The organism is Nocardia sp. NPDC127579 (assembly GCF_042672005.1).
Lineage (GTDB): Bacteria > Actinomycetota > Actinomycetes > Mycobacteriales > Mycobacteriaceae > Nocardia.
On sequence record NZ_JBHXVZ010000004.1, the window covers coordinates 422,173 to 447,709 of the forward strand.

General features: G+C 69.1%; 27 protein-coding genes. 11 read left to right on the forward strand and 16 right to left on the reverse strand.

What is annotated here, in order from left to right; all coding sequences use genetic code 11:
* Window positions 1-220 precede the first annotated feature (220 nt).
* Together ACFVMC_RS17340 and ACFVMC_RS17345 are read left to right on the forward strand one after the other, a co-directional pair.
* On the forward strand, window positions 221-586 hold the full coding sequence (locus tag ACFVMC_RS17340; RefSeq protein WP_379211303.1) for an Rv3235 family protein: 366 nt from the start codon (window positions 221-223) through the stop codon (window positions 584-586).
* Between the two features lie 543 nt (window positions 587-1,129).
* On the forward strand, window positions 1,130-1,504 hold the full coding sequence (locus tag ACFVMC_RS17345) for an iron chaperone (RefSeq protein ID WP_379211305.1): 375 nt from the start codon (window positions 1,130-1,132) through the stop codon (window positions 1,502-1,504).
* On the opposite strand, the gene ACFVMC_RS17350 is transcribed toward ACFVMC_RS17345, so the two are convergent.
* The 6 genes from ACFVMC_RS17350 to sucB form a co-directional block, all read right to left on the reverse strand.
* The gene (locus ACFVMC_RS17350) at window positions 1,501-1,833 is read right to left on the reverse strand and encodes a hypothetical protein (protein WP_379211307.1); all 333 of its coding nucleotides are present in this window, start codon (window positions 1,831-1,833) and stop codon (window positions 1,501-1,503) included. The genes ACFVMC_RS17345 and ACFVMC_RS17350 overlap by 4 nt on opposite strands.
* 46 nt (window positions 1,834-1,879) lie before the next feature.
* The gene (gene lipA, locus ACFVMC_RS17355; protein ID WP_379211308.1) at window positions 1,880-2,896 is read right to left on the reverse strand and encodes a lipoyl synthase; all 1,017 of its coding nucleotides are present in this window, start codon (window positions 2,894-2,896) and stop codon (window positions 1,880-1,882) included.
* Window positions 2,897-2,906: 10 nt separating this feature from the next.
* Window positions 2,907-3,659 (reverse strand): lipoyl(octanoyl) transferase LipB, encoded by a 753-nt coding sequence (gene lipB, locus ACFVMC_RS17360; RefSeq protein ID WP_379211309.1) that lies wholly within the window; start codon window positions 3,657-3,659, stop codon window positions 2,907-2,909.
* Window positions 3,660-3,826: 167 nt separating this feature from the next.
* A complete protein-coding gene (locus ACFVMC_RS17365; protein WP_379211310.1) occupies window positions 3,827-4,360 on the reverse strand; it encodes a GNAT family N-acetyltransferase in 534 nt (177 codons plus the stop codon).
* 326 nt (window positions 4,361-4,686) lie between these two features.
* The gene (locus tag ACFVMC_RS17370) at window positions 4,687-5,580 is read right to left on the reverse strand and encodes a TIGR01777 family oxidoreductase (protein ID WP_379211312.1); all 894 of its coding nucleotides are present in this window, start codon (window positions 5,578-5,580) and stop codon (window positions 4,687-4,689) included.
* Window positions 5,581-5,586: 6 nt separating this feature from the next.
* Window positions 5,587-7,350: a 2-oxoglutarate dehydrogenase, E2 component, dihydrolipoamide succinyltransferase gene (gene sucB, locus ACFVMC_RS17375; protein ID WP_379211314.1), complete on the reverse strand. Its 1,764-nt coding sequence runs from the start codon at window positions 7,348-7,350 to the stop codon at window positions 5,587-5,589.
* Between the two features lie 271 nt (window positions 7,351-7,621).
* On the opposite strand from sucB, the gene ACFVMC_RS17380 reads away from it, so the two are divergent.
* Window positions 7,622-7,984 (forward strand): oxidoreductase, encoded by a 363-nt coding sequence (locus tag ACFVMC_RS17380; protein ID WP_379211316.1) that lies wholly within the window; start codon window positions 7,622-7,624, stop codon window positions 7,982-7,984.
* Window positions 7,985-8,038: 54 nt separating this feature from the next.
* Here ACFVMC_RS17380 and ACFVMC_RS17385 read toward each other — a convergent pair whose 3' ends face one another.
* Window positions 8,039-9,550, reverse strand: a complete 1,512-nt coding sequence (locus ACFVMC_RS17385; protein ID WP_379211318.1) for a leucyl aminopeptidase — start codon at window positions 9,548-9,550, stop codon at window positions 8,039-8,041.
* Between the two features lie 135 nt (window positions 9,551-9,685).
* Between ACFVMC_RS17385 and gcvT the strand changes: the two genes are divergently transcribed.
* Together gcvT and ACFVMC_RS17395 are read left to right on the forward strand one after the other, a co-directional pair.
* Window positions 9,686-10,786 carry a glycine cleavage system aminomethyltransferase GcvT gene (gene gcvT / locus ACFVMC_RS17390; protein WP_379211319.1) on the forward strand — a complete coding sequence of 367 codons (1,101 nt, stop codon included), beginning with the start codon at window positions 9,686-9,688 and terminating at the stop codon, window positions 10,784-10,786.
* A gap of 169 nt (window positions 10,787-10,955) precedes the next feature.
* The gene (locus tag ACFVMC_RS17395; RefSeq protein ID WP_379211321.1) at window positions 10,956-12,056 is read left to right on the forward strand and encodes a branched-chain amino acid aminotransferase; all 1,101 of its coding nucleotides are present in this window, start codon (window positions 10,956-10,958) and stop codon (window positions 12,054-12,056) included.
* A gap of 52 nt (window positions 12,057-12,108) precedes the next feature.
* Here the strand turns inward: ACFVMC_RS17395 and ACFVMC_RS17400 are convergent, their stop codons facing one another.
* From ACFVMC_RS17400 to ACFVMC_RS17420, 5 genes are all read right to left on the reverse strand, one after another.
* Complete coding sequence (locus ACFVMC_RS17400) at window positions 12,109-12,822, reverse strand: MBL fold metallo-hydrolase (protein ID WP_379211323.1); 714 nt, start codon at window positions 12,820-12,822, stop codon at window positions 12,109-12,111.
* A gap of 97 nt (window positions 12,823-12,919) precedes the next feature.
* Window positions 12,920-13,669: an adenosylcobinamide-GDP ribazoletransferase gene (locus ACFVMC_RS17405; RefSeq protein WP_379211324.1), complete on the reverse strand. Its 750-nt coding sequence runs from the start codon at window positions 13,667-13,669 to the stop codon at window positions 12,920-12,922.
* A 22-nt stretch (window positions 13,670-13,691) separates the two neighbouring features.
* Window positions 13,692-14,762, reverse strand: coding sequence for a nicotinate-nucleotide--dimethylbenzimidazole phosphoribosyltransferase (gene cobT / locus ACFVMC_RS17410; protein WP_379211326.1), 1,071 nt, complete (start codon window positions 14,760-14,762; stop codon window positions 13,692-13,694).
* A 68-nt stretch (window positions 14,763-14,830) separates the two neighbouring features.
* The gene (locus tag ACFVMC_RS17415; protein WP_379211328.1) at window positions 14,831-15,373 is read right to left on the reverse strand and encodes a bifunctional adenosylcobinamide kinase/adenosylcobinamide-phosphate guanylyltransferase; all 543 of its coding nucleotides are present in this window, start codon (window positions 15,371-15,373) and stop codon (window positions 14,831-14,833) included.
* Between the two features lie 340 nt (window positions 15,374-15,713).
* Entirely contained in the window at window positions 15,714-16,688 is a 975-nt protein-coding gene (locus tag ACFVMC_RS17420; RefSeq protein WP_379211330.1) for a helix-turn-helix domain-containing protein, read from the reverse strand.
* 86 nt (window positions 16,689-16,774) lie between these two features.
* Here ACFVMC_RS17420 and ACFVMC_RS17425 point away from each other — a divergent pair, with 86 nt between their 5' ends.
* Both ACFVMC_RS17425 and ACFVMC_RS17430 read left to right on the forward strand, forming a co-directional pair.
* Window positions 16,775-16,924 carry a hypothetical protein gene (locus tag ACFVMC_RS17425; RefSeq protein ID WP_379211332.1) on the forward strand — a complete coding sequence of 50 codons (150 nt, stop codon included), beginning with the start codon at window positions 16,775-16,777 and terminating at the stop codon, window positions 16,922-16,924.
* Entirely contained in the window at window positions 16,921-17,082 is a 162-nt protein-coding gene (locus ACFVMC_RS17430) for a hypothetical protein (protein WP_379211333.1), read from the forward strand. The genes ACFVMC_RS17425 and ACFVMC_RS17430 overlap by 4 nt, the downstream gene beginning before the upstream one ends.
* A gap of 60 nt (window positions 17,083-17,142) precedes the next feature.
* Here ACFVMC_RS17430 and ACFVMC_RS17435 read toward each other — a convergent pair whose 3' ends face one another.
* Window positions 17,143-17,739, reverse strand: coding sequence for a DUF3043 domain-containing protein (locus tag ACFVMC_RS17435; RefSeq protein WP_379211553.1), 597 nt, complete (start codon window positions 17,737-17,739; stop codon window positions 17,143-17,145).
* Window positions 17,740-17,999: 260 nt separating this feature from the next.
* On the opposite strand from ACFVMC_RS17435, the gene ACFVMC_RS17440 reads away from it, so the two are divergent.
* Both ACFVMC_RS17440 and ACFVMC_RS17445 read left to right on the forward strand, forming a co-directional pair.
* Complete coding sequence (locus tag ACFVMC_RS17440) at window positions 18,000-18,350, forward strand: HesB/IscA family protein (protein ID WP_379211335.1); 351 nt, start codon at window positions 18,000-18,002, stop codon at window positions 18,348-18,350.
* Window positions 18,351-18,427: 77 nt separating this feature from the next.
* Window positions 18,428-19,396, forward strand: a complete 969-nt coding sequence (locus tag ACFVMC_RS17445) for a carbohydrate kinase family protein (RefSeq protein ID WP_379211336.1) — start codon at window positions 18,428-18,430, stop codon at window positions 19,394-19,396.
* A gap of 61 nt (window positions 19,397-19,457) precedes the next feature.
* Here ACFVMC_RS17445 and asnB read toward each other — a convergent pair whose 3' ends face one another.
* Window positions 19,458-21,401, reverse strand: a complete 1,944-nt coding sequence (gene asnB, locus ACFVMC_RS17450; RefSeq protein WP_379211338.1) for an asparagine synthase (glutamine-hydrolyzing) — start codon at window positions 21,399-21,401, stop codon at window positions 19,458-19,460.
* 463 nt (window positions 21,402-21,864) lie between these two features.
* On the opposite strand from asnB, the gene ACFVMC_RS17455 reads away from it, so the two are divergent.
* Window positions 21,865-22,848, forward strand: a complete 984-nt coding sequence (locus ACFVMC_RS17455) for a cytochrome c oxidase subunit II (protein WP_379211555.1) — start codon at window positions 21,865-21,867, stop codon at window positions 22,846-22,848.
* Window positions 22,849-22,861: 13 nt separating this feature from the next.
* Window positions 22,862-23,278 (forward strand): cytochrome c oxidase subunit 4, encoded by a 417-nt coding sequence (locus ACFVMC_RS17460; protein ID WP_379211340.1) that lies wholly within the window; start codon window positions 22,862-22,864, stop codon window positions 23,276-23,278.
* Window positions 23,279-23,334: 56 nt separating this feature from the next.
* Here ACFVMC_RS17460 and ACFVMC_RS17465 read toward each other — a convergent pair whose 3' ends face one another.
* Entirely contained in the window at window positions 23,335-24,648 is a 1,314-nt protein-coding gene (locus ACFVMC_RS17465; protein ID WP_379211341.1) for an FAD-binding oxidoreductase, read from the reverse strand.
* A 121-nt stretch (window positions 24,649-24,769) separates the two neighbouring features.
* Complete coding sequence (locus ACFVMC_RS17470; protein ID WP_379211342.1) at window positions 24,770-25,537, reverse strand: sporulation protein; 768 nt, start codon at window positions 25,535-25,537, stop codon at window positions 24,770-24,772.

The following is a 25,537-nucleotide window of genomic DNA, read 5'->3' on the forward strand; positions in this document are numbered from 1 at the left end:
GACCGCCTCGAACTTCACGATCGCGGATCGTGTCCATGCGGGAATGCTGGACGTGGCCGGTTTCGATATCGATGGAACCGATCGGTGATTCGGTGCGTCAGAGCAGGTACAGAAAGCGGTTGTCCGTTCCGCAGCAGCTGCGGCCGAAGACAGGGGCTTTGCCATGCTCGAGTCCGACGTTTCGAATCACCCATCAGCACAACGCCTGCAATGCTCGCCGGTGCCGAACCGGGGCAAGCGGGTCATGCCGCGCCCGGCCGTCGAACTGTCCGGCAAGCTACAGGCGGTCGCGTGGCAGTCGCTGCGAGTCGCCCTGGAAATCGTCGACCACCGCCGCCCCCTGCGGCATCTACCCGCGAATGACGCAGTGCTGCACCGAGTCCGCACCATCGTCACCGAGGGGTCGGCGCCCCATCGCACGTTGGGTACCGCGGTGCTGTTGCGTGTCGGTGTGGTGCTGATCGATCCCAGCGCGGCCGAATTGTGCGCTCGCTACCAGCGCGGTCACCGGGTATTCGCGCTGGCAGCTCGGATGGAGTGCAGCCGTTCGAATCCGTGGCAGTTGACTGCGTTCCGGCTGTTCTGACGCCGCGGGCTCGACCAGCGGCTGACGGGCGTTGCGACACATATCGCCGCTGATACCTGGCTCCGGACGGCTCGGTCCACGGGTCGTCCGGGGTGGGTGCGCAACAGCGCCAGGCTCATCCACGCGATGCGGCGAGCGCAGGATCTCGGCGCCAGCACTCTGCGCGTCCGCACACCGAAGTCGTCCACTGGGCTGTCGTTCGCGACAGGTTCACACCGATCCGCCGCCCATTGTGCCTGGCGGCCTCGACGGGAAGACAAAATGGGGACGCGACTCCGCGGGGACGCACATCACGAATCCGGACGACCTCTCGACGTGCATTCTGCCCGCATCGTTCGGCGAGCCGGAGGTCGGCATCCAGTAGGTCGCAGTCTCGAGCCGCGTGGTAGATGTCGTAAACGTATCCGGCCTGGCACCACAACGGCGTGGTCACGGGGATCATGGGCAGAATCAGCATGCCGTCGAAGGGGTGGACGACGCGAGGGGGCGTAGTCATTGCGTGCCGCGACGGTGAGTCCGTGCGGTCGGCATACGATCGGCGGCGTGGTGCAGAGCAACGCGGCGACTGTCGACGAGTATCTGGCTGACCTGCCAGAGGGGCGGCGGGAGGTGGTGACGCGGCTGGTGGGGCTGTGCCGGGCCGGGCTGGCCGGGTTCGACGAGGTGATGCGGTACGGGATGCCGGGGTATGAGCGGGGTGGGACGGTGGAGTTCGGGTTCGCGGCTCAGAAGCTGTACATCTCGGTGTATGTGTTGCGCAGCGATGTGCGGGTGGCGTTCGCGGAGAAGCTGGCGGGGTTCGATATGGGGAAGGGGTGCTTGCGGTTTCGGAAGCCCAGCGACATCGACTTCGCGTTGGTGGGGGAGTTGATTCGGGCGACGGCGGCGGCGCCGGGGGAGGTGTGCGGGCCGGTTTAGGAGGTTTTGATCAGGACCGCTTTGATCGCGAGCTCGGCTACCGGGCGGGGGCCCTCGAAGATGGTCCAGCGGGCGCCGGGGTAGAGGTGGGGGGCGGCGAGAGTGGGGGCGTGGAAGGCGATTTGGACGAGTTCGCCTTCGTCGGAGTGCTGGCCGGAGCGCTCGATCTGGATGCCGAGCAGGAGATCGCCCAGGCGGATACCCGTGCCGACGCCGGGCAGGGCGGACGGATGGTAGAGGCCACCGGTGACGGGGCCGAAACGGTGTTCGGCGGGCAGCCAGTGGATGCGGCCGGTGGCTATCGGGTGCTCGATGCGGGTTCTGTACATGGTGTGACCAGGAACCCGCACCCCGAAGGGTGCGGGTTGTCCAGGGCTAGCTGCCGAATCGGGCCAGCACGGCGCTGGCTTCCTGCGAAGCGGTGCCTTCGGCGGCCAAATGTGCCATGGCCGAAGGGATTTCGCGGCCATGATGGGCCATCGCCTGGGCGTAGAGCCGGCCCGCGCGGTAGGACGAGCGAACCAGCGGCCCCGCCATCACACCCGCGAAGCCGATCTCCTCGGCCGTCTTCGAATGCTCCACGAACTCCTCGGGCTTCACCCAGCGATCGACCGGATGATGCCGGGGCGACGGGCGCAGGTACTGGGTGATGGTAAGGATGTCGCAGCCGGCCTCGTGCAGGTCGCGCATGGCCTGGGTGACCTCTTCCGGAGTCTCGCCCATGCCCAGGATCAGGTTGGACTTGGTGACCAGGCCCGCCTCGCGCGCCGCCGTCAGCACCGCCAGCGAACGCTCGTAGCGGAAGGCCGGGCGGATCCGCTTGAAGATGCGCGGCACCGTCTCCAGGTTGTGCGCGAGCACCTCCGGGCGTGCGGAGAAGACCTCTGCCAGCTGATCGGGGTCGGCATTGAAATCGGGGATCAGCAACTCGACGCCGGTGGCCGGATTCAGCGCCTTGATGGCGCGGACGGTTTCGGCGTAGAGCCAGGCGCCGCCATCGTCCAGATCGTCGCGGGCGACGCCGGTGATGGTGGAGTAGCGCAGGCCCATGGCCTGGACGCTCTCGGCGACGCGGCGCGGCTCGTCCCGATCGAGTGCGGCGGGTTTGCCGGTATCGATCTGGCAGAAATCGCAGCGGCGGGTGCACTGCTCGCCGCCGATCAGGAAGGTGGCTTCCCGATCCTCCCAGCATTCGAAGATATTGGGACAACCGGCTTCTTCGCAGACGGTGTGCAGGCCTTCGCGTTTGACCAGGCCCTTGAGTTCGGAATACTCGGGGCCCATGGTGGCGCGGGTACGAATCCACTTGGGCTTGCGCTCGATCGGGGTCTCCGAATTGCGCGCTTCGATCCGCAGCAGTTTGCGTCCTGCCGGGGCTTGAGCTGAGGTCACGTGATCGACCTTACGCCTGGGCCGAAACGGCGGAACGGGCTGTGTCGGCGCCTGTGGCATTTCCGACACGGGGAATATCGTGCTCGGTAACTGGCAACTCGCCGTCCAGGGCTCGCACGATCGCGGCGGCCACCAGCGGCTTGACCTCCTCGACCGTGACATCGCGGCCGAGCTCACGCGACAGCGTGGTGACGCCGGCGTCGCGGATCCCGCACGGGATGATCGCCCCGAAGCCGTCCATGGCGGTGCAATTGAGCGAAATGCCGTGCAGCGCAACACCGCGCTGCACCCGCACGCCGATGGCGGCGATCTTGCGTTCGGCGAACACCTCGGTGGCGGGCAGCCACACACCGGAGCGGCCTTCGACCCGGCCGCAGGTGATGCCGAAACCGGCGACGACGCAGATCAGCGCCTCCTCGAGGCGGCGCACATAGTGCACGACATCCACCGGCTCGGCCAGCCGCACGATCGGGTAGCCGACGAGCTGCCCGGGACCGTGCCAGGTGATCTTGCCGCCCCGATCGACCTGCACCACGGGACTGCCGTCGATGGGCATGTCCTCGGGCTCGGTGCGCCGCCCGGCGGTGTACACCGACGGATGCTCGAGCAGGAGCAGGTGATCCGAACCGTTGCCGTCGGCGCGTTCCGCGGCGATAGCGCGTTGCCGGTCCCAGGCACTGTGGTAGTCGATGAGCCCGAGATCCTCGACCACGATCGGGGTCGAATCGAATCTGGCGGACCGAATGGTGCGCGTGTCGTTCACCGCTCCGACGCTACGCCCAGCGCACGCGGTAGCAACAGGGGGTCCGGCCGGGCCGGCGCCCCGAAGTTGCGGGATTAGCGGTGCCTTAACCGAGTCAGCACAGGTTGCTCGTCCACATCACCTAGGCGATCGCCCACGTGGTGTGCGCGCAGGGCATGTGCGGTGCCTCAGCTCGGGTCCAGCGGGAGGGTGAGCTGCATGAGCGTGAGATCCATCCAGCGGCCGAATTTGTGCCCGACCTCGGGCAGTTGGCCGACGGTGACGAAGCCGAAGCGCTCGTGCAGGGCGATGGAGCCGGTGTTGGAGGACTCGATGGCGGCGATCATCGCGTGTACGCGGCCGGAGTCCTGGGCGCCCGCGATCAGCGCGGTGAGCAGGGCCGTGGCCAGGCCGCGCCGATGGAACCGCTCGGCGATATAGACCGAGTTCTCCACCGAATAGCGGTACCCGGACTTCGGCCGCCACTGCCCGTAGCTGGCATACCCGGCGAGTTCGCCGTCGACCTCGGCGACCAGGATCGGCATGCCCGCCGCGGTGCGATCCCGGAACCACGCCTGCCGATCGTCCAACCCGACCAGATCGGTATCCCAAATGGCCGTGGACGCCGCGATATTCGCGTTGTGGATGTCCAGGATCGCCATCAGGTCGGCTTCCCGCGCGTCACGGATGACGGTCGCGGGACGTAGCTCGGTGTCGGTCATCGGTCGCCTTCGAGGTACTGGTCGGTGGGAGCTGTCACCCCGATTGTCGCTGATCGACGCGCCGTCGGCCGCGCCCGGTTCGCAAGATCACAGGTGTGCCTGCCGAGGCCATGCGATCACCGGGCCGGCCTGCCTTCGAACAGGGATCGGCAGGTAGTGGTCGCGCGGATTTCGGCCGACCGGCGGCGACTGGTGGCTGCCACGAGCGCCGCGCTGACGGTGGGTGGTGGTGGAGGTGGTGGCCGGCTGATTGCAGTGCCGCGGGAACAGCGCGCGGGCCGGACAGCGTGGCTGGTCGGCGAACTCGCTGACCAGGGTGCGGTGCGTCAGTCGTCGCGGCCGGTGACTGCCGCGAGCGCCGCGCTGATGGTGGGGTGGTGGAAGTGGTAGCCGGCTGATTCCAGGGCTGTGGGGACGGCGCGTGGGCCGGACAGGATGGCCTCGTCGGCGAACTCGCCGACCAAGGCCCGCAGCGCGAAAGCCGGGACGGAGAACGGTGTGGGGCGATGCAGTGCCCGGCCGAGGGCGCGGTTGAATTCGGCGTTGGTCACGGGGGTGGGGCCGACGGCGTTGACCGGGCCGGAAAGAGTGTCGTGGGTCAGCGCGAACAGGATCGCGCCGATCTCGTCGGCGCCGGAGATCCACGGGGAGTACTGATGCCCGCTGCCCAGGCGCCCGCCGAGGCCGAGCAGGTACAGCGGCCGCAGCCGGCCGAGGATGCCGCCGTGCGCGGTGAGCACCGGCGCGCTGCGCAGCAGCACGACGCGGGCGCCGGCGGCCGCGGCGGGGCCGGTCGCGGCCTCCCAGTCGCGGCACAGGGTCGCGAGGAAACCCGTTCCGGCGGGAGCGGATTCGTCGACCACCCGTTCGGTGCCGCCGTAGAAGTGCACGCCGCTGGCATTGACCAGCACCGGCACGCCCTCGGCTGCGACAGCCGAAGCCAGCACATCGGTCGGCGTGATCCGGCTGTCTCGCAACTCCTGCTGGTAGCTGCCGGTCCAGCGTCGCCCGCCGATCGATGCGCCACACAGGTTGACGACCGCGTCCGCGCCGCGCAGGGCGCGCACGTCCAGTTCGGCGCGGACCGGGTCCCAGGTGAATTCGCCGGGCACCGCGGCGGCCCGGCGCACCAGCCGGGCCACCTCGTGCCCGTCGCGGCGCAGGGCCGCGACGAGCGCTGTCCCGATCAAACCGGATGACCCGGCGATCACCACCTTCATCGGTGCTTACAGACCGAGGTCGGCCTCGAACGCCGCTTCCTCGAGCCGGTGCCGGATCGTGGTCAGGAAGCGACCCGCGTCGGCGCCGTCGATGAGACGGTGATCGTAGGTGAGCGGCAGGTAGCACATCGAACGCACGCCGATGGACTCGTTGCCGGTCTCGTCGGTCACCACCACCGGGCGCTTGACGATCGCGCCGGTGCCGAGCATGCCCGCCTGCGGCGTCACCAGGATCGGGGTGTCGAAGAGCGCGCCCTGCGAGCCGATATTGGTGACGGTGAAGGTGCCGCCGGACAGCTCGTCGGGCTTGAGGCCACCGTTGCGGGCGCGGTTGGCGATATCGGCGATGGCACGGGCCAGGCCGGCCAGCGACAGATCGCTCGCGTTGTGGATGACCGGGGACAGCAGCCCCTTGTCGGTATCCACGGCGATGCCCAGGTGGACCGCGGCGTGGTAGGTGACTTCCTTGGTCTGCTCGTCGTAGGACGCGTTGACGTTCGGGTGCACACCCAGCGCCTCGACGACGGCCTTGGCGAAGAACGGCAGGAACGTCAGGTTGACGCCCTCGCGCTCCTTGAAGGAGGCCTTGGCTTGCGCGCGCAGTGCCGCGATCTTGGTGACATCGGCCTCGTGCACCTGGGTGAGCTGCGCGGTGGTCTGCAGCGATTCCCGGGTCTTGGTGGCCGTGATCTGGCGGATGCGGTTGGCCTTCTGCGTGGTGCCACGCAGATGCGCCAGCTGCGGAAGCGGTGCCGCGGGTGCGGCCTTGGCGGCCGGGGCGGCGGGCGCGGCGCTCGCGGTGGCGGGCGCCTGCTTGGCCTCGGCCGCGGCGAGCACATCCTGCTTGCGGATGCGGCCGCCGACACCGGAACCGGTGAGCGAGGCCAGGTCGACCCCGTTCTCCTCGGCCAGCTTGCGGACCAGCGGGGTGACATACGGGGTGGCGCCATTGCCCGAGGACGCGGTGGCGGCCGGAGCCTTGGCGACCGGGGCGGGAGCCTTCGGCGCAGGCGCAGGCGCAGGCGCAGGCGCAGGCGCAGGCGCCGGGGCGGGCGCGGGAGCCTTGGCCACGGGGGCGGGCTCGGGCTTCGGTTCCGGCTTCGGCGCGGCGGCCGGGGCGGGCGCGGGGGCCGGAGCCGGGGCGGGCGCGGCGGCGGGCTGACCACTGCCGATCACACCGAGCTGACCGCCGACCTCGATCACATCGTCTTCCTGCGCGCTGATTTCCAGCAGCGTGCCCGCGACGGGCGACGGGATCTCGGTGTCGACCTTGTCGGTGGAGACCTCGAGCAGCGGCTCGTCGACCTCGACCGAATCACCGACGGCCTTGAGCCAGCGGGTGACGGTGCCCTCGGTGACGGATTCGCCCAGCTCGGGCATCTTCACAGGGGTGCCGGAGCCGCCGGTGCCGGAGGCCGCGGGTGCGGCTGGGGCCGGGGCGGCCGCCTGGGGCGCGGGTTCCGGTGCGGGGGCGGGAGCCTCGGGCTCGGCCGCCGCGGGTGCGGGAGCGGGTGCGGCGGCGGGCGCCTCACCGGCTTCGCTGATCACACCCAGTTCGCCACCGACCTCGACCACATCGTCCTCGTTGGCGACGATCTTGGACAGCACACCGGCTGCCGGGGACGGGATCTCGGTGTCGACCTTGTCGGTGGAGACCTCGAGCAGTGGCTCGTCGACCTCGACCGTGTCTCCTTCCTGCTTCAGCCACCTGGTCACCGTTCCCTCGGTGACGCTCTCACCAAGAGCCGGCATCTGGACGGAGAAGGCCATGTCCGTTGACTCCTCTGACTGCTCGACGGATTTTGCAACAGTTGATCTCCGGCGGGCCGCCGCCGCAGGTCGCGACGAATGCCCGTCAGCCACCGACCGTTCCGGTGGCACCGGAGATCCGGGTGGTTCCTTGTACCGCGATCCATCCTTGCACTCGCACGGGTGGCGTGTAGCACAGGGCAGCCAAGAAACCGGTTAATTCTCGTCGAGCTGGCAAGATGGGGGTACCGGTGGGGATTGGTTCTCCGGTGTCGCTAGGAGGTCGGCGCTGATGGGTTTGCTGGATCGGTTCAAAGGCGCCGCGAGGGGTGCTGGTGGCCCTTCACGTGCGGGGACTTCGACCAAGGACGATCTGCGCTACATGCGCGAATGGGTGCGCACGCACGTGGGGGTCGAGGGATTCGTCGAACCGAAGACCACGGTGACCGATGTCACAGTGGTGCTGGTGGCCGCGGATGGGGAATGGACCCGCCGGATCGTCGGCGGGCGCGGTGCGGCCCGGCTTGCCGGTGATTTGCACATCCCCGTCTACGACGTCGGCCGGACCGGCTATCCGCAGCGGATGCGGGACTACGACGCGCGCAAGAAGATCGAGCGGCAGCGCGCTTTCGAGCAGGAGTTGCGCGACCTGTGACGGCGGTGCCGACGAGCCGGTTCGGTACGGAGCGGCTCGTCGGCGGCGTGCCCACTACGAGGCGGCGATGTCCTCGATGACGGCGATCAGCGTGCGCACCGGAACGCCGGTGCCGCCCTTGCCGATATAGCCGAACGGCCCGCCCGTGTTGTATGCCGGGCCCGCGATATCGACGTGCGCCCACTGCACGCCCTCCGGCACGAATTCCTTGAGGAACAGCCCCGCCGAGAGCATGCCGCCCCAGCGGTGCGGCGCCACATTGGCCAGGTCGGCGATCTTGGAGTTCAGGTCCGACCGCAGTTCCGCGGGCAGCGGCATGGCCCAGCCGTTCTCGCCGACCGCGCGGGACAGGAACGCCACCCGGTCACGGAACTCCTCGGTGCCCATCACGCCCGGGGTGCGGGTGCCCAGCGCCACCATCTGCGCGCCGGTGAGCGTGGCGACGTCGATCAGGTAGTCGGGGTTGTCCTCGCAGGCGCGGACGATGGCGTCGGCCAGGATGAGCCGGCCCTCGGCGTCGGTGTTGAGCACCTCGACCGTGGTGCCGCCGTACTGGGTGAGCACATCACCGGGGCGCTGCGCGGTGGCCGAGGGCATGTTCTCGGCCATCGGCACGGTCGCGGTCACGGTGATCGGCACGCCCAGGCGCGCGACCAGCAGCGTGGTCGCCACCACGGCGGCGGCGCCGGCCATGTCCGAGGTCATGTTCTCCATGTTCTGCGCGGGCTTGATGGAGATGCCGCCGGTGTCGAAGGTGATGCCCTTGCCGACCAGCGCCACCTTCTTCGGCCCGCCGGAGTAGGTGAGCCGGACCAGGCGCGGCGGGCGCGAGGAACCCTGGCCGACACCCAGGATGCCGCCGAAACCGCCTGCGGCCAAAGCGTGTTCGTCGAGCACCTCGACCTCGATACCCGCGCCCTCGGCGAGCTCACGGGCCCGGTCGGCGAACTCGGCCGGGTACAGGTGGCTGGGCGGGGTGTTCACGAAATCTCGTGCGGTAGCGACGGCTTCGGCCGTCAGCTGGGCACGCAGCAGCGCGTTCTCGCCGAAATCCGGCTCCGGGACCAGGAATTCGACGCGCGCCACCGGCTGCTCGTCCGGCTTGGGTGCGGACTTGGCCGACCTGAACGGCGTGAAAACGTATGCGCCCAGGTAGAAACCCTCCGCGGCGGCGCCGAGATCGATGCCGCCCAGCGTGGTCGCGACCAGTTCGGTACCCGAGAGCGAACGCGCGGCCACACCGGCCGACTTGCGGACCTGCTCCTCGTCGATCTTCTCGGCCGCGCCCAGCCCGACCGCGAGCACACTGGTCACACCGTCCAGCCCGACCGGCGCGGGGACCCGAGTCAGCTCCTCCGCCTTGCCTTTCGCGCCGACCGCGCCGAGCTGATCGAGCAGTTCCGCGCGGAGGTCCTCGGGCAGCACATCGCCGAACAGGTCCTCCGGGACGATGGCCGGACCGTTCTCCGAGGACGTCAATCCGATCACCAGCACATCGGTGTCGGGGTTGATGGTCTGGACGCGTGTCAGCTCCGGTCCGAGCGAGCGATCTGCAACAGCGGTCATGCGGGTCAGGTTACTGGGTGGTTCGCACGCGGTGCCCGCGCCGCGGGCGTGCGGTGCGTGTGTGTCTCGCGCCGAAACCCGGTGGCGCGTTCGACCGGCGCCGACGGGGCCGGTGGTGCGACTAAGCTGCGCGGGGTGACCGATACGAAGCTGCTGCAGGGGCCCATCCACGCTGTTCACGTCGAGCTCGGTGCGACGTTCGCGCCGTTCGGCGGCTGGGAGATGCCGGTGTCGTACGCGGGGACGGTCGCCGAGCATCAGGCGGTGCGCGGTGCGGTCGGGCTCTTCGATGTCAGCCATCTGGGCAAGGCGACGGTGCGCGGCGCGGGCGCGAAGGATTTCGTGAATTCGGCGCTGACCAACGATCTCGCGCGGATCCGGCCGGGCAAGGCGCAGTACACCCTGTGCTGCACCGAGGACGGCGGCGTCATCGACGACCTGATCGCGTACTACGTCAGCGACGACGAGATCTTCCTGGTGCCCAACGCCGCGAACACGGCCGCGGTCGTGGCCGAATTGCAGAAGGTGGCGCCGGCGGGGATCACGGTCACCGACGAGCATCGCGAGTTCGCGGTGTTCGCGGTGCAGGGCCCGAAGTCCGCGGATGTGCTGCTTGCGCTCGGCCTGCCCACCGAACTGGAGTACATGGCCTACGCCGACGCCGTATGGGACGGACGCCCGGTCCGGGTGTGCCGTACCGGCTACACCGGCGAGCACGGCTACGAGCTGCTGCCGCGCTGGGCCGACGCCGAGGCGCTGTTCCGGGCGCTGACCGAGCAGGTGGTGGCCGCCGGCGGGCAACCCGCCGGGCTCGGCGCGCGCGACACCCTGCGCACCGAGATGGGCTACCCGCTGCACGGACACGAACTGTCCCTGGAGATCTCGCCGGTGCAGGCGCGCGCGGGCTGGGCCGTCGGCTGGAAGAAGCCGGAGTTCTGGGGCCGCGAGGCGCTGGCGCGGGAGAAGGCGGACGGGCCGCGGCGGCTGCTCATGGGACTGAAGGCGCTCGATCGCGGTGTGCTGCGGCAGGGGCAGACGGTGCTGCGTGACGGCGAGCCCGTCGGTGCGACCACCTCCGGCACCTTTTCGCCGACCCTGAAGGTCGGTATCGCCCTGGCGCTGCTCGATACCGACGCTGGCCTGAACCCCGGCGACGAGGTGGAGGTCGACGTGCGCGGTCGGCGGTTGCGCTGCGAGGTGATCAAGCCGCCGTTCGTCGCGGTGCGCACCGCGTAACACCTGGCAACTTGCGCAGCAGGAACCGGTCCGACCGCGGTATTGCCGGCCGGGATGTCAGGAACGCGCGAGGTACTTGCGGCCGGCGCGCGGAGTGGGCGAACCTCGGCGCGAACGGCGCGCCGAACAGCGCGTGTCGTGGAAATCGGACCGAGATAGGATCACCGTCATGACCGTTGCCGCAGAGTTCACCCGTATTCCTCATCCTGCGCCCGCCCCGGCGCAGCGGGTACAGGAGATCCTGACGGCGCCCGGATTCGGCCGGTACTTCACCGACCACATGGTGTCGATCGATTACGCCGACGGGCAGTGGGGCAACGCCCGCGTCGAACCGTACGGCCCGCTGTCGATGGACCCGGCGACCATGGTCTTCCATTACGGCCAGGCCATCTTCGAGGGTTTGAAGGCCTACCGCCAAGCCGATGGCAGCGTCTCCTGTTTCCGAATCGACGCCAATGCCGCGCGGTTCCAGCGGTCGGCCCGGCGGATGGCCATGGCCGAGCTGCCGGAGGAGTTGTTCGTCGAGTCCGTGCGTCAGCTGCTCGCGGTCGACGAGCGCTGGGTGCCCGCGGCCGGTGGCGAGGATTCGCTGTATCTGCGGCCGTTCCTGCTCGCCACCGAGGTGGGGGTGGGCGTCAAACCGGCCGACGCCTACAAGTACCTGCTGCTCGGCTCGCCCGCGGGCGCGTACTTCAAGGGCGGGGTGAAGCCGGTCAAGGTGTGGCTGTCCACCGAGTACGTGCGGGCCGCGCCCGGCGGCACCGGTGAGGCGAAGGTGGCGGGGAACTATGCGGCGTCGCTGCTGGCGCAGGCGCAAGCCTCCGAGCAGGGCTGCGATCAGGTGGTCTGGCTGGACGCGTGCGAGCGCCGCTACGTCGAGGAAATGGGTACGAACAACCTGTTCTTCGTGTACGGCTCGGGATCGCAGGCGCGGCTGGTGACCCCGGAGCTGTCCGGTTCGCTGCTGCCCGGCATCACCCGCGACTCGCTGCTCACCCTGGCCGCCGATTCCGGGTTCAAGGTCGAGGAGCGGTTGATCTCGGTCGAGGAATGGCGTCGCGGCGCCGAATCCGGTGAGATCACCGAGGTTTTCGGCTGCGGCACCGCGGCCGTCATCACCCCGGTCGGGTCCGTGCGATCCGCCGACGGCGAGTTCACCATCGGCGGCGGCGAGCCCGGCGAGGTCACCATGGCCCTGCGCGACACACTGACCGGTATCCAGCGGGGCACCTTCGCCGACATCCACGGGTGGATGAACCCGATGGGCTGAGTCCACACATCGAACGGGCCGGGCTGTTTCCACAGCCCGGCCCGTTCGTGTTTCAGCCCGGCATCAGCATCTGCCACTGATCCAGCGTCTGCGGGCGCATGACGTAGTTGTTGTCCTTGATATGCGACAGGGACGCGCTCGGTTCTTGCGAATACCAGTGGCCCGGGTAGACGACCGGGTCGGAATTCAGGCCGGCGAGATAGCGCAGGCTGCGGAACATCTCCTCGGAGTCCCCGCCGGGGAAATCGGTGCGCCCGCAGCCGTCCACGAACAGGGTGTCGCCGGCGATCAGCCGGTTGTCGAACAGGAAGCACTGGCTGCCCGGGGTGTGGCCGGGGGTGTGCAGCAATTCGATGTCGAACGCGCCGACGGAGATCGTGTCGCCGTGCTCGTGGCCGGTGAGCTCGCTGGGCGCGATGCCGGTGACATTGGCCACCCAGGACAGTTCCTGACTGTTGACATGCACTGGGACGCTGGTCTTCTCGAGTAACTCGCGCACGCCGCCGAGCGTGAAGCCGAGCATGCTGCCGCCGACGTGATCGGGGTGGTGGTGGGTCGCGAGCACGCCGGTGAGCCGCAGGCCGTCGGCCGCGGCGACGTCGACGAGATCGGCGGCGGCGTACGCCGGATCCACCACCACGCAGTCGCCGGTCTCCCGGTCGCCGATCAGGTAGGCGAAATTGCGCATCTGGGTGGCGATCGGATCACCCACGGCGTAATCCCGCCCGGACAGCAGCTGTCGGAAATAGAGGCGCTCGGAAGACATGCTGACACCTTAAATCCCGACCCAGACGGTCAGCGCGGCAGCGGCGGAAATCACTGGCAAACACCCGGTCGGGGAGTGCCGCGACTGTGGCCGAACCCTATGCGGCCAGCGACAATCCGGCCGCGGCGGCGCCCACTGTGAGCTCGAGCGCGGCGCCGAGCACGTCACCGGACAATCCTTCGAAACGGCGTGTGGTGTGGCGGACCAGGAGTTCCGACAGCGCGACCGCGGCCAGCACCACCAGCGGTCCCAGCCAGGGACGACCAGGTACGGCGAAGACCGCGAGCACTATCGCGAGGGCCACCCACCCGAGCCCGGTCCACACCCGCTGCGTGGCGGCCACCAGCGCGCCGAACCCGGTGTCCGGCGCGGCTGGGACACCGGCACGACAGGCCAGCACCACCGCGACCCGGCCGAGCGCGATCGCGAGCGCCACCGCGAGCCACCGGTGCGCCTGCGCCAGCGCCGCGAACGACACCGCCTGCACCGCAATCGAGAACACGATCGCCGCCACCCCGAACGGCCCCGCCCCGCCACTTTTCATGATCTGCCGGGCCCGCTCCGGCGGCCCATAGCTCCCGAGCCCGTCGAACGTATCGGCCAGACCATCCAGGTGCATGCCGCGGGTGATCAACGCGAGTCCGGCGACCACGACGAACCCGGCCAGCAGTGGATTCGCACCTGCCGTCGTCAGCAACCAGAGCAGCCCGGCCGCCGCCGCTCCGAGCAGCACACCGACCAAGGGCGCCACCCTGATACCGCGCGCTGCGACCTCACGATCGACCTGCTCCGGCCCCGGTACCGGCAGCACCGTCAACCAGGAGAACGCGAGCCGCACCCCGCTCATGCGGCCTCCGCGCCTGGGGGATTCATGACTTGTGCAGGTCGAGGGCCGCGGGTTCGGAGGTGCTGACGCCCGCCTCGGCGAAGGTGGACATATCCGCGAGGGTGGCGACGGCGGCGCGCAGTACGGGGAGGGCGGTCAGTGCGCCGGAACCCTCGCCGAGCCGCATCGACATCTCGATCAGCGGTTCGAGGCGCAGGTGGTTCAGGGCCAGGGTGTGTGCGGGCTCGGTGGAACGGTGACCGGCCAGCCACCAGGCGGAGGCGCCGGCGGCCAGATCCTCGGCGACCAGGGCGGCGGCGGTGACGACCACACCGTCCAGGATGACGGGGGTGCGGCGGGTGGCGGCCTGCGCGAGAAAGCCGGTCATGGCGGCGAAGTCGGCGCCGGCGGCGACCCGGAGCAGGTCGACCGGATCCTTGGCGACCGGACGGGCCCGGCGCATGCCGTCGCGGATGGCGGCGACCTTGCGCGCCCAGCCGTCGTCGTCGACACCGGTACCGCGGCCCACGGCGGCCACCGGTTCCTTGTCGGTGAGTGTGGCGATCAGGACGGTGGCGGGGGTGGTGTTGCCGATGCCCATGTCACCGGCGATCAAAAGGTCCGCGCCCGCGTCGATCTCCTCGTCGGCGATGGCCTTGCCCGCGGCGATCGCGGCCGTCACCTCCGCCGGTGTGAGCGCGTCCTCCCGGTCGATGGATCCGCTGGAGCGGCGAACCTTGTGCTTGCTCACCGCCGGATCGGTGTCGGCGTCGACGGAGATATCGGCGACCCGCACCGTCGCGCCCGCGACCGCCGCCAGCGCGTTGACCGCCGCGCCGCCGCCCAGGAAATTGGCGACCATCTGCGCGGTCACCTCGCTCGGGTAGGCGGAGACGCCGTGCCGGGCGACGCCGTGGTCCCCGGCGAACACCACCACGCGCGCCCGCTCGAACTGGTTGGGCGGGCACACACCCTGGCAGGCGGCGACCCAGTTGCCGAGCTGCTCGAGCCGGCCCAGCGACGCGGCGGGCTTGGTCAGCTGCGCCTGCCGCTGTTCGGCCGCCGCGCGAATCTGCGCGTCCGGGGGCGCAACCGGTCCGAATCCGTGTGTCACTGTCGAGCCTCTCGGGTCGGGGCGCGGTCGGGCGCCGCACTGACTTCCGCCCAATCTTGCCTCCCCGGCTATTTGAGCCGCAGGGGGAGGCCCGCCACGATCAGGAACGCCTCGTCGCACACCGCCGCGAGCCGCTGGTTGAGCGCGCCGATCTCGTCGCGGAACAGGCGACCGGAGCGGGTGGCCGGGATGACGCCCATGCCGACCTCCGGGCTGACGAGCACCAGCCGCTGGCGGTACCGCTCGACGGCCGTGACCAGGGCATCGCATTCCGGGGCGATCGTTCCGCGCGGTTCGTCCCAGGCCCCGCGCGCATCGATCCGCGCGGTCAGCCAGGTGCCGATGTCATCGATCAGCGTCGGCTCCGCGACCGCTGCGCCGGCGAGAACTCCTGCCACATCGGCACTTTCGACGACAGCCCAGCCCGCCGGCCGCCGCTCCCGATGCCGCGCGATCCGCTCGCCGAAGTCCGTGTCCTCCGGATCCACCACGGCGGTAGCCACATATCGCGCCGCCCCCGCCCCCACCAGCCCCTCCGCGAACCCCGACTTCCCCGACCGCGCCCCACCCAACACCAATGTCCGCCCCGCACCACCGATCCCGCCAGCCATGCCCGAACGCTACCAACCACCGCCACCTCGGTCACCGTGTCACACACCGTTTGACCACATGACAGCGCGACTCACGGCCCCGGCTCCTACGTGCGCCGGTCGGTGACCAGCCCGCGAACTGCCCGCTCCCGGCAAGCACCGCAGATCGAAGCGCCGTGCTCCATTGCCGGGAGGCTTTTGCCGCGCTCGGGTCTCCCGCCCACGGCGAGCATGAGGTCGAAGCGTCGGGCACTCCATCCTCGGGTCGACATCACCGCGCTCCTCGGCACTGTGCACACGCAGCCACGGCGCATACGCAGTCTCACGGGTGTAGTCGCGAAAGACCCTGTGCGGTGGTGGGTCAGTCGGCCAGGGCGGGGGCCGCGCCGAAGCGGCGGCGGTATTCGGTGGGGGCCAGGCCGACCAGACGCTGGAAGTGGTGGCGCAACAGCGCACCGGAGCCGAAACCGGCTCGGGTGGCGATGGATTCGAGGCTCTGGTCGGTTTCCTCGAGCAGGTGCTTGGCGTAGAGGACGCGCTGATTGGTGAGCCATTTGACCGGGGTGGTGCCGGTTTCGGCGGCGAAGCGGCGGGCGAAGGTGCGGGTGGACATCATGGCGCGGGCGGCCAGGTCGTCGATGGTGTGCGGCAGGGCCAGGTTCTCGTTGAGCCACTCCAGCGTGTCGCGCAGGCTGTCGGTGGTGCAGGCGGGCACGGGCCGTTCGATGAACTGGCGCTGGCCGCCGTCACGCTGCGGCGGCACCACCATCCGGCGCGCGATGATATTGGCCGCGGCGCTGCCGATCTCGCGGCGCACCAGGTGCAGGCAGGCGTCGATGCCGGCGGCGGTGCCCGCGCTGGTGATGAGATTGCCCGCGTCGACGAACAGCACATCCGGGTCGACGGTGGCCGCCGGGAAGCGCCGGGCCAGCTCGTCGACATAGCGCCAGTGCGTGGTGCATTTGCGGCCGTCGAGCAGCCCGGCCGCACCGGCCAGGAAGGCGCCCGAGCAGACCGTCAGGATGGTCGCGCCCGCGGCGTCGGCTGCCCGGATCGCCTCGATGACGGCCGGGTCGGTGTCGCGCAGGGCGTCGGCGGGGAACGCGGGCAGCGCCACCAGGTCGGCTTTCGCGATTTCCTCGAGGCCGTAGGCGGGGGTGATGGTGACGCCCGGCGTGGAGGACGGCAGGCCGACGCCGGGTTCGAGCCCGCACACCTTGAAGTCGAACGGCGGTATGCCGTCGGCGGTCCGGTCGAGGCCGAAAACCTCGCAGATGACCCCGAATTCGAACATGGCGACCCGGGTGGCGAGGACGACGGCGACCTTCGACAACATCTACCCAGGCTACCTGGCTGGATACTTGCGCACAATGACGGTCCAGCCACTTTCGGCCAAATATTATCGAGCGCAAAATTACTGCCATGCTTACTTTTCTGCTTCTCGCGACCGTGATCGTGGCCCTCGGAGTCGTCGCCTCCGGCCGGAGCACAGCCGACGACCACACCGCCCGACGCGCCCAGGACGACCTCACCGTCCTGCGCGCGTACTCCGGTGGGACGTTGCTGTCATGATCGCGGCGCTGCTCACCCTCGCCGTGCTCGCGATCGTCGCGGCCCTGCTCGTCCGGGACCGTGGACTCGCCGGTTCCTCGAACGTGGTCGACCGCGACGCGCAACGCCTGCGCTGCGAGCTGTCCGCGATCTCCGGTCGCGCCGCTCGCGACAACTGAACCCCGCGAACGAGAACAGGCCCTTCCGAATTCGGAAGGGCCTGTTCTCGTTCGCCGAGGTCAGATCGCGTCGCCGGGGCCGACGCGCGGCTTGGGCGCACGCATCTTGCGGATCTGCGAGGCGCGCACGAAGGCGTACCAGCCGAGCTTGACGCCGGTATCGGTGGTCTCCGGGAACCGCTCCACCACCCGGTTGTTCACCAGGCGTCCGAGGATGACGCCCTCGACCATCATGAACAGCATCATCACCAGCATGACCAAGGTCACAATGATCTGATACTTGGGGAAGACGAAGGTGGACAGGATCAGCACCAGCGCCATCGGCATGAACAGTCCGACCAGGTTGCGCCGGGCGTCGACCACGTCACGCACGAAGGCGCGCACCGGGCCCTGATCGCGCGGCAGCAGGTACTTGTCCTCGCCGGCGAGCATGCGCGCGCGCCGATCCTGGGCGGCCAGGCGGCGCTCGGCCGAGGCGGCCTTGCGGTCCGCCTTGGTGCCGCGAGTGGCCTTGCGGCGCGCGCGGGCCTCCTTGGCGGTGAGCGGAGCGGGCGCGATCGGGCCGCGCCGTTTGCCTTGCGCGTCACGACGTTTCGGCGTCGGGCGGCCCTTGCCCAGGGTGGCGGTGGATGCGGGCGTGCGGGAGTCGGCGGTCACGCCACCGGTCGCGTCCGCCGGGGTGTCGGCGGTCGCGTCGGTGCTGCTGGACTCGCCACGACGGAACAATTTCACAGCGACCAGGCTATTCGATGCCGGACGCAGCCGGAAACGCGCGGGTCCCGGAAAGTCCAGGAGCCGATGTCCGCGCCGAGTACGGTGGTGGCAAGATAGGGAATAGCAGCCCGCTGGGTGGTGTTGAAGAGCCACGAGCCGTGCGCTGTTCACGGGTTGACCACAGCTGTCCCTTAGGAGAGTTCATGACTGTGCAGAACGAGACCGAAACTCACGGCGCGATCCTGACCGATGCCGCCGCCGCCAAGGCGAAGGCGTTGCTGGAGCAGGAAGGCCGCGATGACCTGGCGCTGCGTATCGCCGTGCAGCCGGGTGGCTGTGCCGGCCTGCGCTACCAGCTCTTCTTCGACGACCGCTCGCTCGACGGTGACCTCGTCGTCGATTTCGACGGCGTCAAGCTGGCTATCGACCGGATGAGCGCCCCCTACGTCCAGGGTGCCTCGATCGACTTCGTCGACACCATCGAGAAGCAGGGCTTCACCATCGACAACCCGAACGCCACGGGTTCGTGCGCCTGCGGCGACTCCTTCAACTGACGCCACATTGATACGGTGAGGGCGGGGTTTTCTCCGTCCTCACTTTTCGTTGTCCGTCCACCGAAGGGCTTCAGCTCGTGTCTATCGCCGTGTCCGCGTCCATCGCGACCGACCATCTCATGCGTTTTCCCGGACGGTTCGCCGACGCGCTGCTGGCCGATCAGCTCGACCACGTGTCGCTGAGCTTCCTCGTCGACGATCTGCAGGTGCGCCGCGGCGGTGTGGCGGGCAATATCGCCTTCGCCATGGGTGCCCTGAACCAGCGGCCGCTGCTGGTCGGCGCGGTCGGCGCGGATTTCGCCGAGTACCGCGCCTGGCTGGAGGAGCACGGGGTCGATACCTCGACCGTGCGGGTCTCCGAGACCGCGCACACCGCCCGCTTCACCTGCACCACCGATGAGGACATGGCGCAGATCGCGTCGTTCTACCCGGGTGCGATGAGCGAGGCCCGCGACATCTCGATCGGCGATCTGGCCGAGCGCCACACCCTGGATCTGGTGCTGGTCGGCGCCAACGATCCGGAGGCGATGCTGCGCCACACCGAGGAGGCCCGGGAGCTGGGTATCCCGTTCGCCGCGGACCCCTCCCAGCAGCTGGCCCGCCTGGACGGTGACCAGTCGGTGCGCCTGATCGAAGGCGCCGCATACCTTTTCACGAACAAGTACGAGTGGGCACTGCTGCTGCAGAAGACCGGGCTGAGCGCGGACGAGGTGGCGGCGAAGGTCGGTATCCGGGTCACCACGCTGGGCGCGGAGGGCGTCACCATCGTCGATCGCGACGGCACCGAGACCCATGTCGGCGTGGTGCCCGATCGCGGCCGGGTCGACCCGACCGGTGTCGGCGACGCGTTCCGCGCCGGATTCCTGACCGCGCACACCGCCGGTCTGAGCCTGGAGCGCGCCGCGCAGCTGGGTTCGCTGGTCGCGGTGCTGGTACTGGAGACCATGGGCACCCAGGAGTGGAGCCTGAACAAGGACGACGCGCTCGAGCGTCTGGCCGGCGCCTACGGCGCCGAGGCGGCGGACGAGATCAAGCCCCTGCTCTGACCCCCGAAACGACACGTGCCCCTCGGCGAAAGGCCGAGGGGCACTGTGCTGTTCGGGCTGTCTACAGCGAGACCGGGTACACCGGTTCCTGGATGTCGGGCTTGATCCGGTCCTCGACGAAGATGCCGTGCCACACCATGAACACCAGCAGCGTCCAGAGACGGCGGCTGTGGTCGGACCGGCCGGCCCGGTGGTCGTCGAGCATGCCGTTGATGGCGGCCTTGTCCAGCAGGTGGTCGGTCTGGGATTCGGCGATGGTCTGCCGGGCCCAGTCGAAGAGTTCGGTGCCGCGCAGCCAGTGCCGCATCGGCACCGGGAAACCGAGCTTGGCGCGGTGCAGTACATGCCCGGGCACGATGCCCTCGAGGGCTTGGCGCAGCGCGTACTTGGTGGTGTCCTTGGTGATCTTCTGTTCGAATGGCAGCTGCTCGGCGACCTGGAAGACCTCCGAATCCAGGAACGGCACCCGCAGCTCCAGCGAGTTCGCCATGGTCATCTTGTCGGCCTTGACCAGGATGTCGCCGCGCAGCCAGGTGAACAGGTCCAGATGCTGCATCCGCACCACCGGATCCCAGCCGCGGGACTGGGCGTAGATCGGCGCGGTCACGTCCTGATGCGTCCACTCCGGCCGGAATTCGCGCAGCACGGCGCGCAGCTGGGCGTCGTTGAAGCTGCGGGCGTTGCCGTAGTAGCGCTCCTCGAGGGTGAGCGAGCCGCGATGCAGCAGGCTCTTGCCCCGGGTGCCGTCCGGGATGCGCTCGGACAGCCGGCCCGCCAGTTTGCGTACCCCGCGCGGCAAGTACTCGAAGGGCTTGAGCGACAGCGGTTCCCGGTAGATGGTGTAGCCGCCGAACAGCTCGTCGGCGCCCTCACCGGAAAGCACCACCTTGACGTGCTTGCGTGCCTCCTTGGCCACGAAGTACAGCGGCACCAGCGCCGGGTCGGCCACCGGATCGTCCAGGTACCAGACGATTTCGGGGATGGCCGCGGCGAATTCGGCGGGCGAGACCACCTTCACGATGTGCCGGGCCCCGATCGCCGCGGCGCTCTCGGCGGCCACGTCCGCCTCGGAGTAGCCCTCGCGTTCGAAGGCCGCGGTGAACGTGATCAGCTTGGGGTTGTGCCGCATCGCCAGCGCCGCCACGGCGGTGGAGTCGATGCCGCCGGACAGGAAGGAGCCGACGGTGACATCCGCGCGCATGTGCTTGGCGACGGAATCCTCGAGCGCCTGCGCGATCTCGCGGTAGCGGGCCGATTCGGCGCCGGCCGAGAACGGCCGCACCCGGAACCCCGGCTGGAAGTACCGGGTGATCTTCGGGGCCTGACCGGGCCGGACGGTGGCGTAGCTGCCGGATTCGAGGCGGCCGATATCCTTGTGCAGGGTTTCCGGCTCCGGGACGTACTGGAGCACCGTGTAGTGCTCGAGCGCCCGCGGGTCCAGCGCGTCGGTCAACCCGAGCGCGGGCAGCAGTTCCAGCAGGCTCTTCTTCTCGCTGCCGAACGCGGTGCCGCCGGGGCCGGTGGCCAGGAACAGTGGTTTGATGCCGAACGGGTCGCGGGCCAGGAACAGGTCCTGGGTTTCGGTGTCCCAGATCGCGAACGCGAACATGCCGCGCAGTTTGCGCACCGCCTCCGGGCCCCAGTAGTGGAAGGCCGCGGCGATGGTCTCGCTGTCACCCTCGGTCTGGAACATCTGGCCGTCCGGGAACTCCGCGCCGTGAGTCCGGCTCAGTTCCTCGCGCAATTCGATGTAGTTGTAGATCTCGCCGTTGAAGGTGAGCGCGTAGCGCTCCCGGTTCTCCGCCGGGCCCCAGCGCAGCGGCTGGTGCGAGTGCTCGATATCGATGATCGACAGGCGGTTGAAGCCGAAGATGATGTGGTCGTCGTGCCAGGTACCGCGCTCGTCGGGGCCGCGATGGCGCACGCAGTGCAAGGCGTCGTACACCTGCTCGACCACCTGGTCAGTCGCCGCGTCAGCTGTCAGAAATCCGAGCAGTCCACACACGGCGTCGACATCCTCTTTTCCTCATAGGGTGGCTGGAAGAATCTCAGGTCCGAGTATGCCGTACCGGGCGCCGAAATGTTGTGTCCGCCTGCGGCTGCCGCGTCGCATAGACCCTGTGTCCAGCGGGTTTGCGGCGACGACTGCCGGTGCGGCGCTTCCGGTTCGGTCTCGGCGGAGTGTCGAATACGACCCGACGCAAAACTGTGCGCCGGTTTGGTCTACGCTGCGTAGTACTCAGGTCCTTCTCAGCTGGCGTGTGCCCGCGCGGAGGGGCCCGAAACGTGCTTAGGAAGTGCCGCCGGGAGATCGCACCCCGGCGGTGCAGGATGTCGGAATGTGTGGCGACCAGGAAGGCGTGAGCGTGGCGCACAAGGCGAGCGAAGAGACCGGGGCCGTACCCGTGAAGGGCAAGGGCCGTGTCCTTCGACGGGCCGGGCTGGCGGTGTCCCTCGGGATCACCGCGATGCTCGTCTCGGGCTGCTCGATCGACAATGTTTGGCTGCGGTTCGGCTGGCCCTCGGGTGTCACGCCGCAGGCCACCCGGATGCGGGAGCTGTGGACCTGGTCGGTCCTGGCCGCGCTCGCCATGGGTGTGCTGGTCTGGGGCCTGACCTTCTGGACGGTGGCCTTCCACCGCAAGAAGAAGGACTCCCCGGAGTTCCCGCGCCAGACCGGCTACAACGTGCCGCTGGAGCTGACCTACACGGCCATCCCGTTCGTCATCATCGCGGTGCTGTTCTACTTCACCGTGGTGGTGCAGAACTACGTGCACGAGAAGGTCGCCGATCCCGACGTCACCGTGGATGTGACCGCCTTCCAGTGGAACTGGAAGTTCGGCTACCGCGAAATCGACTTCAAGGACGGCTTCAAGTACGACGGCATCGACACCTCCCGTGAGGCCCGCGCCCAGGAACAGCTCGAGGGCTACAAGGAGCTGAAGAACGAAGAGGGCCACCCGCAGCCGGGCCCGGTGCACGGCAAGCCGGAGAACGACATCCTCTCCTACCTGCACTACGACAAGATCGAGACCATCGGCTCCACCCAGGAGATCCCGGTCCTGGTGCTGCCGACCAATCGGGTGATCGAGTTCCAGCTCGCCGCCGCGGACGTGATCCACGCCTTCTGGGTGCCGGAGTTCCTGTTCAAGCGCGACGTGATGCCCAACCCGAAGGAAAACCAGTCCGACAACGTCTTCCAGATCACCAAGATCGAGAAGGAAGGTGCGTTCGTCGGCCGCTGCGCCGAGATGTGCGGCACCTTCCACTCGATGATGAACTTCGAGGTCCGCGCGGTCTCGCCGGAGAAGTTCGTGAAGTACATCGAGGCGCGCCAGGCCGGCAAGACCAACGCCGAGGCGCTGGCGTCCATCGGCGAGTCGCCGGTCGCGACGTCGACGCAGCCGTTCAACTCCGACCGCACGGTCAAGAGCGCGTCCGAAGCCAAGTGAGGATTGATCTGACATGAAGATCGAAGCGCGTATTTTCGAACTGCTCACCGTGTTCTTCGTGATCACCGGCGTGATCTACGGGTTCTTCACCGCACAGTCCCGCACCGGCATCGAGTGGGCGGGCACCACCGCGATCGTGCTGACCGCGGGCCTGTCGCTGATCATCGGCACCTACTTCCGGTTCGTGGCCCGCCGCCTGGACCTGCGCCCGGAGGACTACGAGGACGCCGAGATCGTCGACGGCGCGGGCGATCTGGGCTTCTTCTCGCCCGGCAGCTTCTGGCCCATCTCGCTGGCCGCCGCCGGTTCGGTCGCGGCCCTGGGCCTGGCGTTCTGGCAATACTGGCTGATCGCGATCGGCGTCGTCTGTGTGCTGGTCGCCGCGGCCGGTCTGGTCTTCGAGTACTACCTCGGCCCGGAAAAGCACTGACCTGAAACACGAAGCGCCCCACCGGCTCCGGTGGGGCGCTTCGTCGTTTCCGGGAGCTAGTCGGCCGACTCGTAGCGCAGCGCGTGCTCGGAGGCGCAGATCTCGTCGATCCCGGCGACGATGTCGCGCAGCAGTTCCGAGGGCAGCCCGGTGGGGCGCAAACGGCAGGTGAAGGTGATCAGGGCGTGATCATCGGCGGGCAGGCTGCGGGTGGCCGCCTGGGCGCGCAGGTACTGCGAGCGCACGCCGTAGGTCATGGCCGAGATGACGGTGAAGCAGCCGGTGCGCTCGCGGTGCCCGGCGAACAGATCGTGCAGGCGGTAGAACACCGAGGTGTAGTTGGCCAGCGGCGCGAAGATGCCGACCCGGTAGGCGGGGCCGCGCTCGGAGGAGCTGATCACGGTGTCGGCCAGGTACTCCGCGTCGCGCAGGGTCAGCACCTTCGGCGCGAACATGAGCGCGCCCGCCGCGGCGTTGCGCACCGGCATACCGGCCTTGCCGCTGGCGGCCGAGGCGATGGCGCCCAGCGACTTACGGGTTCGGGTGCCGACCTCGCGGCGGGCCCGCAGCGACCGGGTCGGCGTGGTGGGGTAGAGGCTGGACCACTGGCCGAAACGCACCGTGCCCAGCTGTACCTGCCCGGTGCCGACCGGCCGCGAGACCTTCAGCGGCGCGGTGTCGACCCAGCGGCCCACCTGGAGGGCGGAATTGCCGGGTCGCATGATTTCGGCGTGCGCGTGCTCGATGAAGGAGTCGAAGTCCAGGAACCGGTCCGCGTCGGTGGTGAGCCAGGTGTGGTCCTTGTCGATATCGATCGCGTCCAGGGTGAGTGCGGTGATGATGCCGGCCCGCCCGCCCGCGCCGAGGATCCGATGAAACCGGTCGACGTGATGGCGACGGCCGCAGGTGCCGATCCGGCCGTCCGTGTCCACGTATTCCAGATCCACGATCTGATCGATGAACAGCCCGTACCGGTGCGAGGCGCTGCTGACGCCGCCGACCGAGGCGAATCCGCCCGCGGTGATGTCGCGGTGGTCGCCGACGATCGGCAGGCCCAGCCCGTGCGCGCCCAGCCGCCGGTCGATATCGGAGAGCTTCGCGCCCGCCTGCACCCGGACGGTGCGCCGGCCGAGGTTGATGTCGAGCACCGAGTTCATTCGGCGCAGCGAGACGACCGTGGGCTGGTCGGCGAAGACCGTGCGTGTGCCGGTGCGGTCCGGGGACGGGTGGGTCGACTCGTCCTCGGGCTGTTCGCCGCCGCGGACGGTCAACCGTTCGGCGCGGTCTCGTGAATCCCGCACTGTGCGAACCACATCCGCGGTGTCGCGGGGTAGAACTTCGGCGGCGGAGAGGGTTCGCGGCGTGCTCATGGATCGACACTTAACCACAGCCGGGGCCGCCGCGGCGACCCGAACTCGAGTGTGCGCCAACGGCACCGGTGTGACCCGCGCTGACCAGCGGTAATGCTCGAATCAGGACCGTTCGGTACGGTCAGCGGCGCGAGGCCATACCCGCGAGCCGGTGGTGCAGTTCGGCGGCCCAATCCCGTTGGCCCAGCGTGGCGTAGTCGACCCGCAGCGCGTCGAGCACATCGCGGCTCTGCGACCACACGCCGCCGCGCTTGTCGGCCTCGAGCACCACGCTCATACCGTGCTCGTCGGGCACGAAGGTGACCTCGAGCTGATCGAGCTGCGGGTAGCGGTGCGAGCCACCGAATTCGATCTCCTGATAGAACGGCAGCGTCTGGCGGCTGTTGTGGATCCGCCCGTATTCCACATCGGCGCTGCGCAGTCCGAAGCCGAGCCGCTCCACCGCCTCCAGCAGGACATGCTGGGCGGGCAGCGCGCCCACCCCGATCGGATCGGTATCGGTGGCGTCCACACCCGGCACGTCCACGATGGTGCGCAACGCGACCCAGGTGCCCGGGAGCACGCGACCGTTGTAGAAGGTGATGGGGGTTTCCAGGGGCGTGCGGGCGGCGAACCGGAATTCGGCGGCGGCGCCGGGATCCAGCCGGAACGGGCCCTGCACCCAGGTACGTCCGAAGCTCATGTCCCGCACGCCCTCGTGGTCGTCGTGCTCGTGCTCGACCCGGGTCACGAACTCCACCGCGATCTCGGCGATGTCCTGGGCAACCTTCCCGCCGTGCAACCGGATCACGCCCTCGGCGACGCCGCCGGGCTGGATACCGGGGGTGGACAATTCGGTTTCGACCTCGGCGCCGCCGACTCCCGCCGCGGCCAGCAATCTCTTGAACAT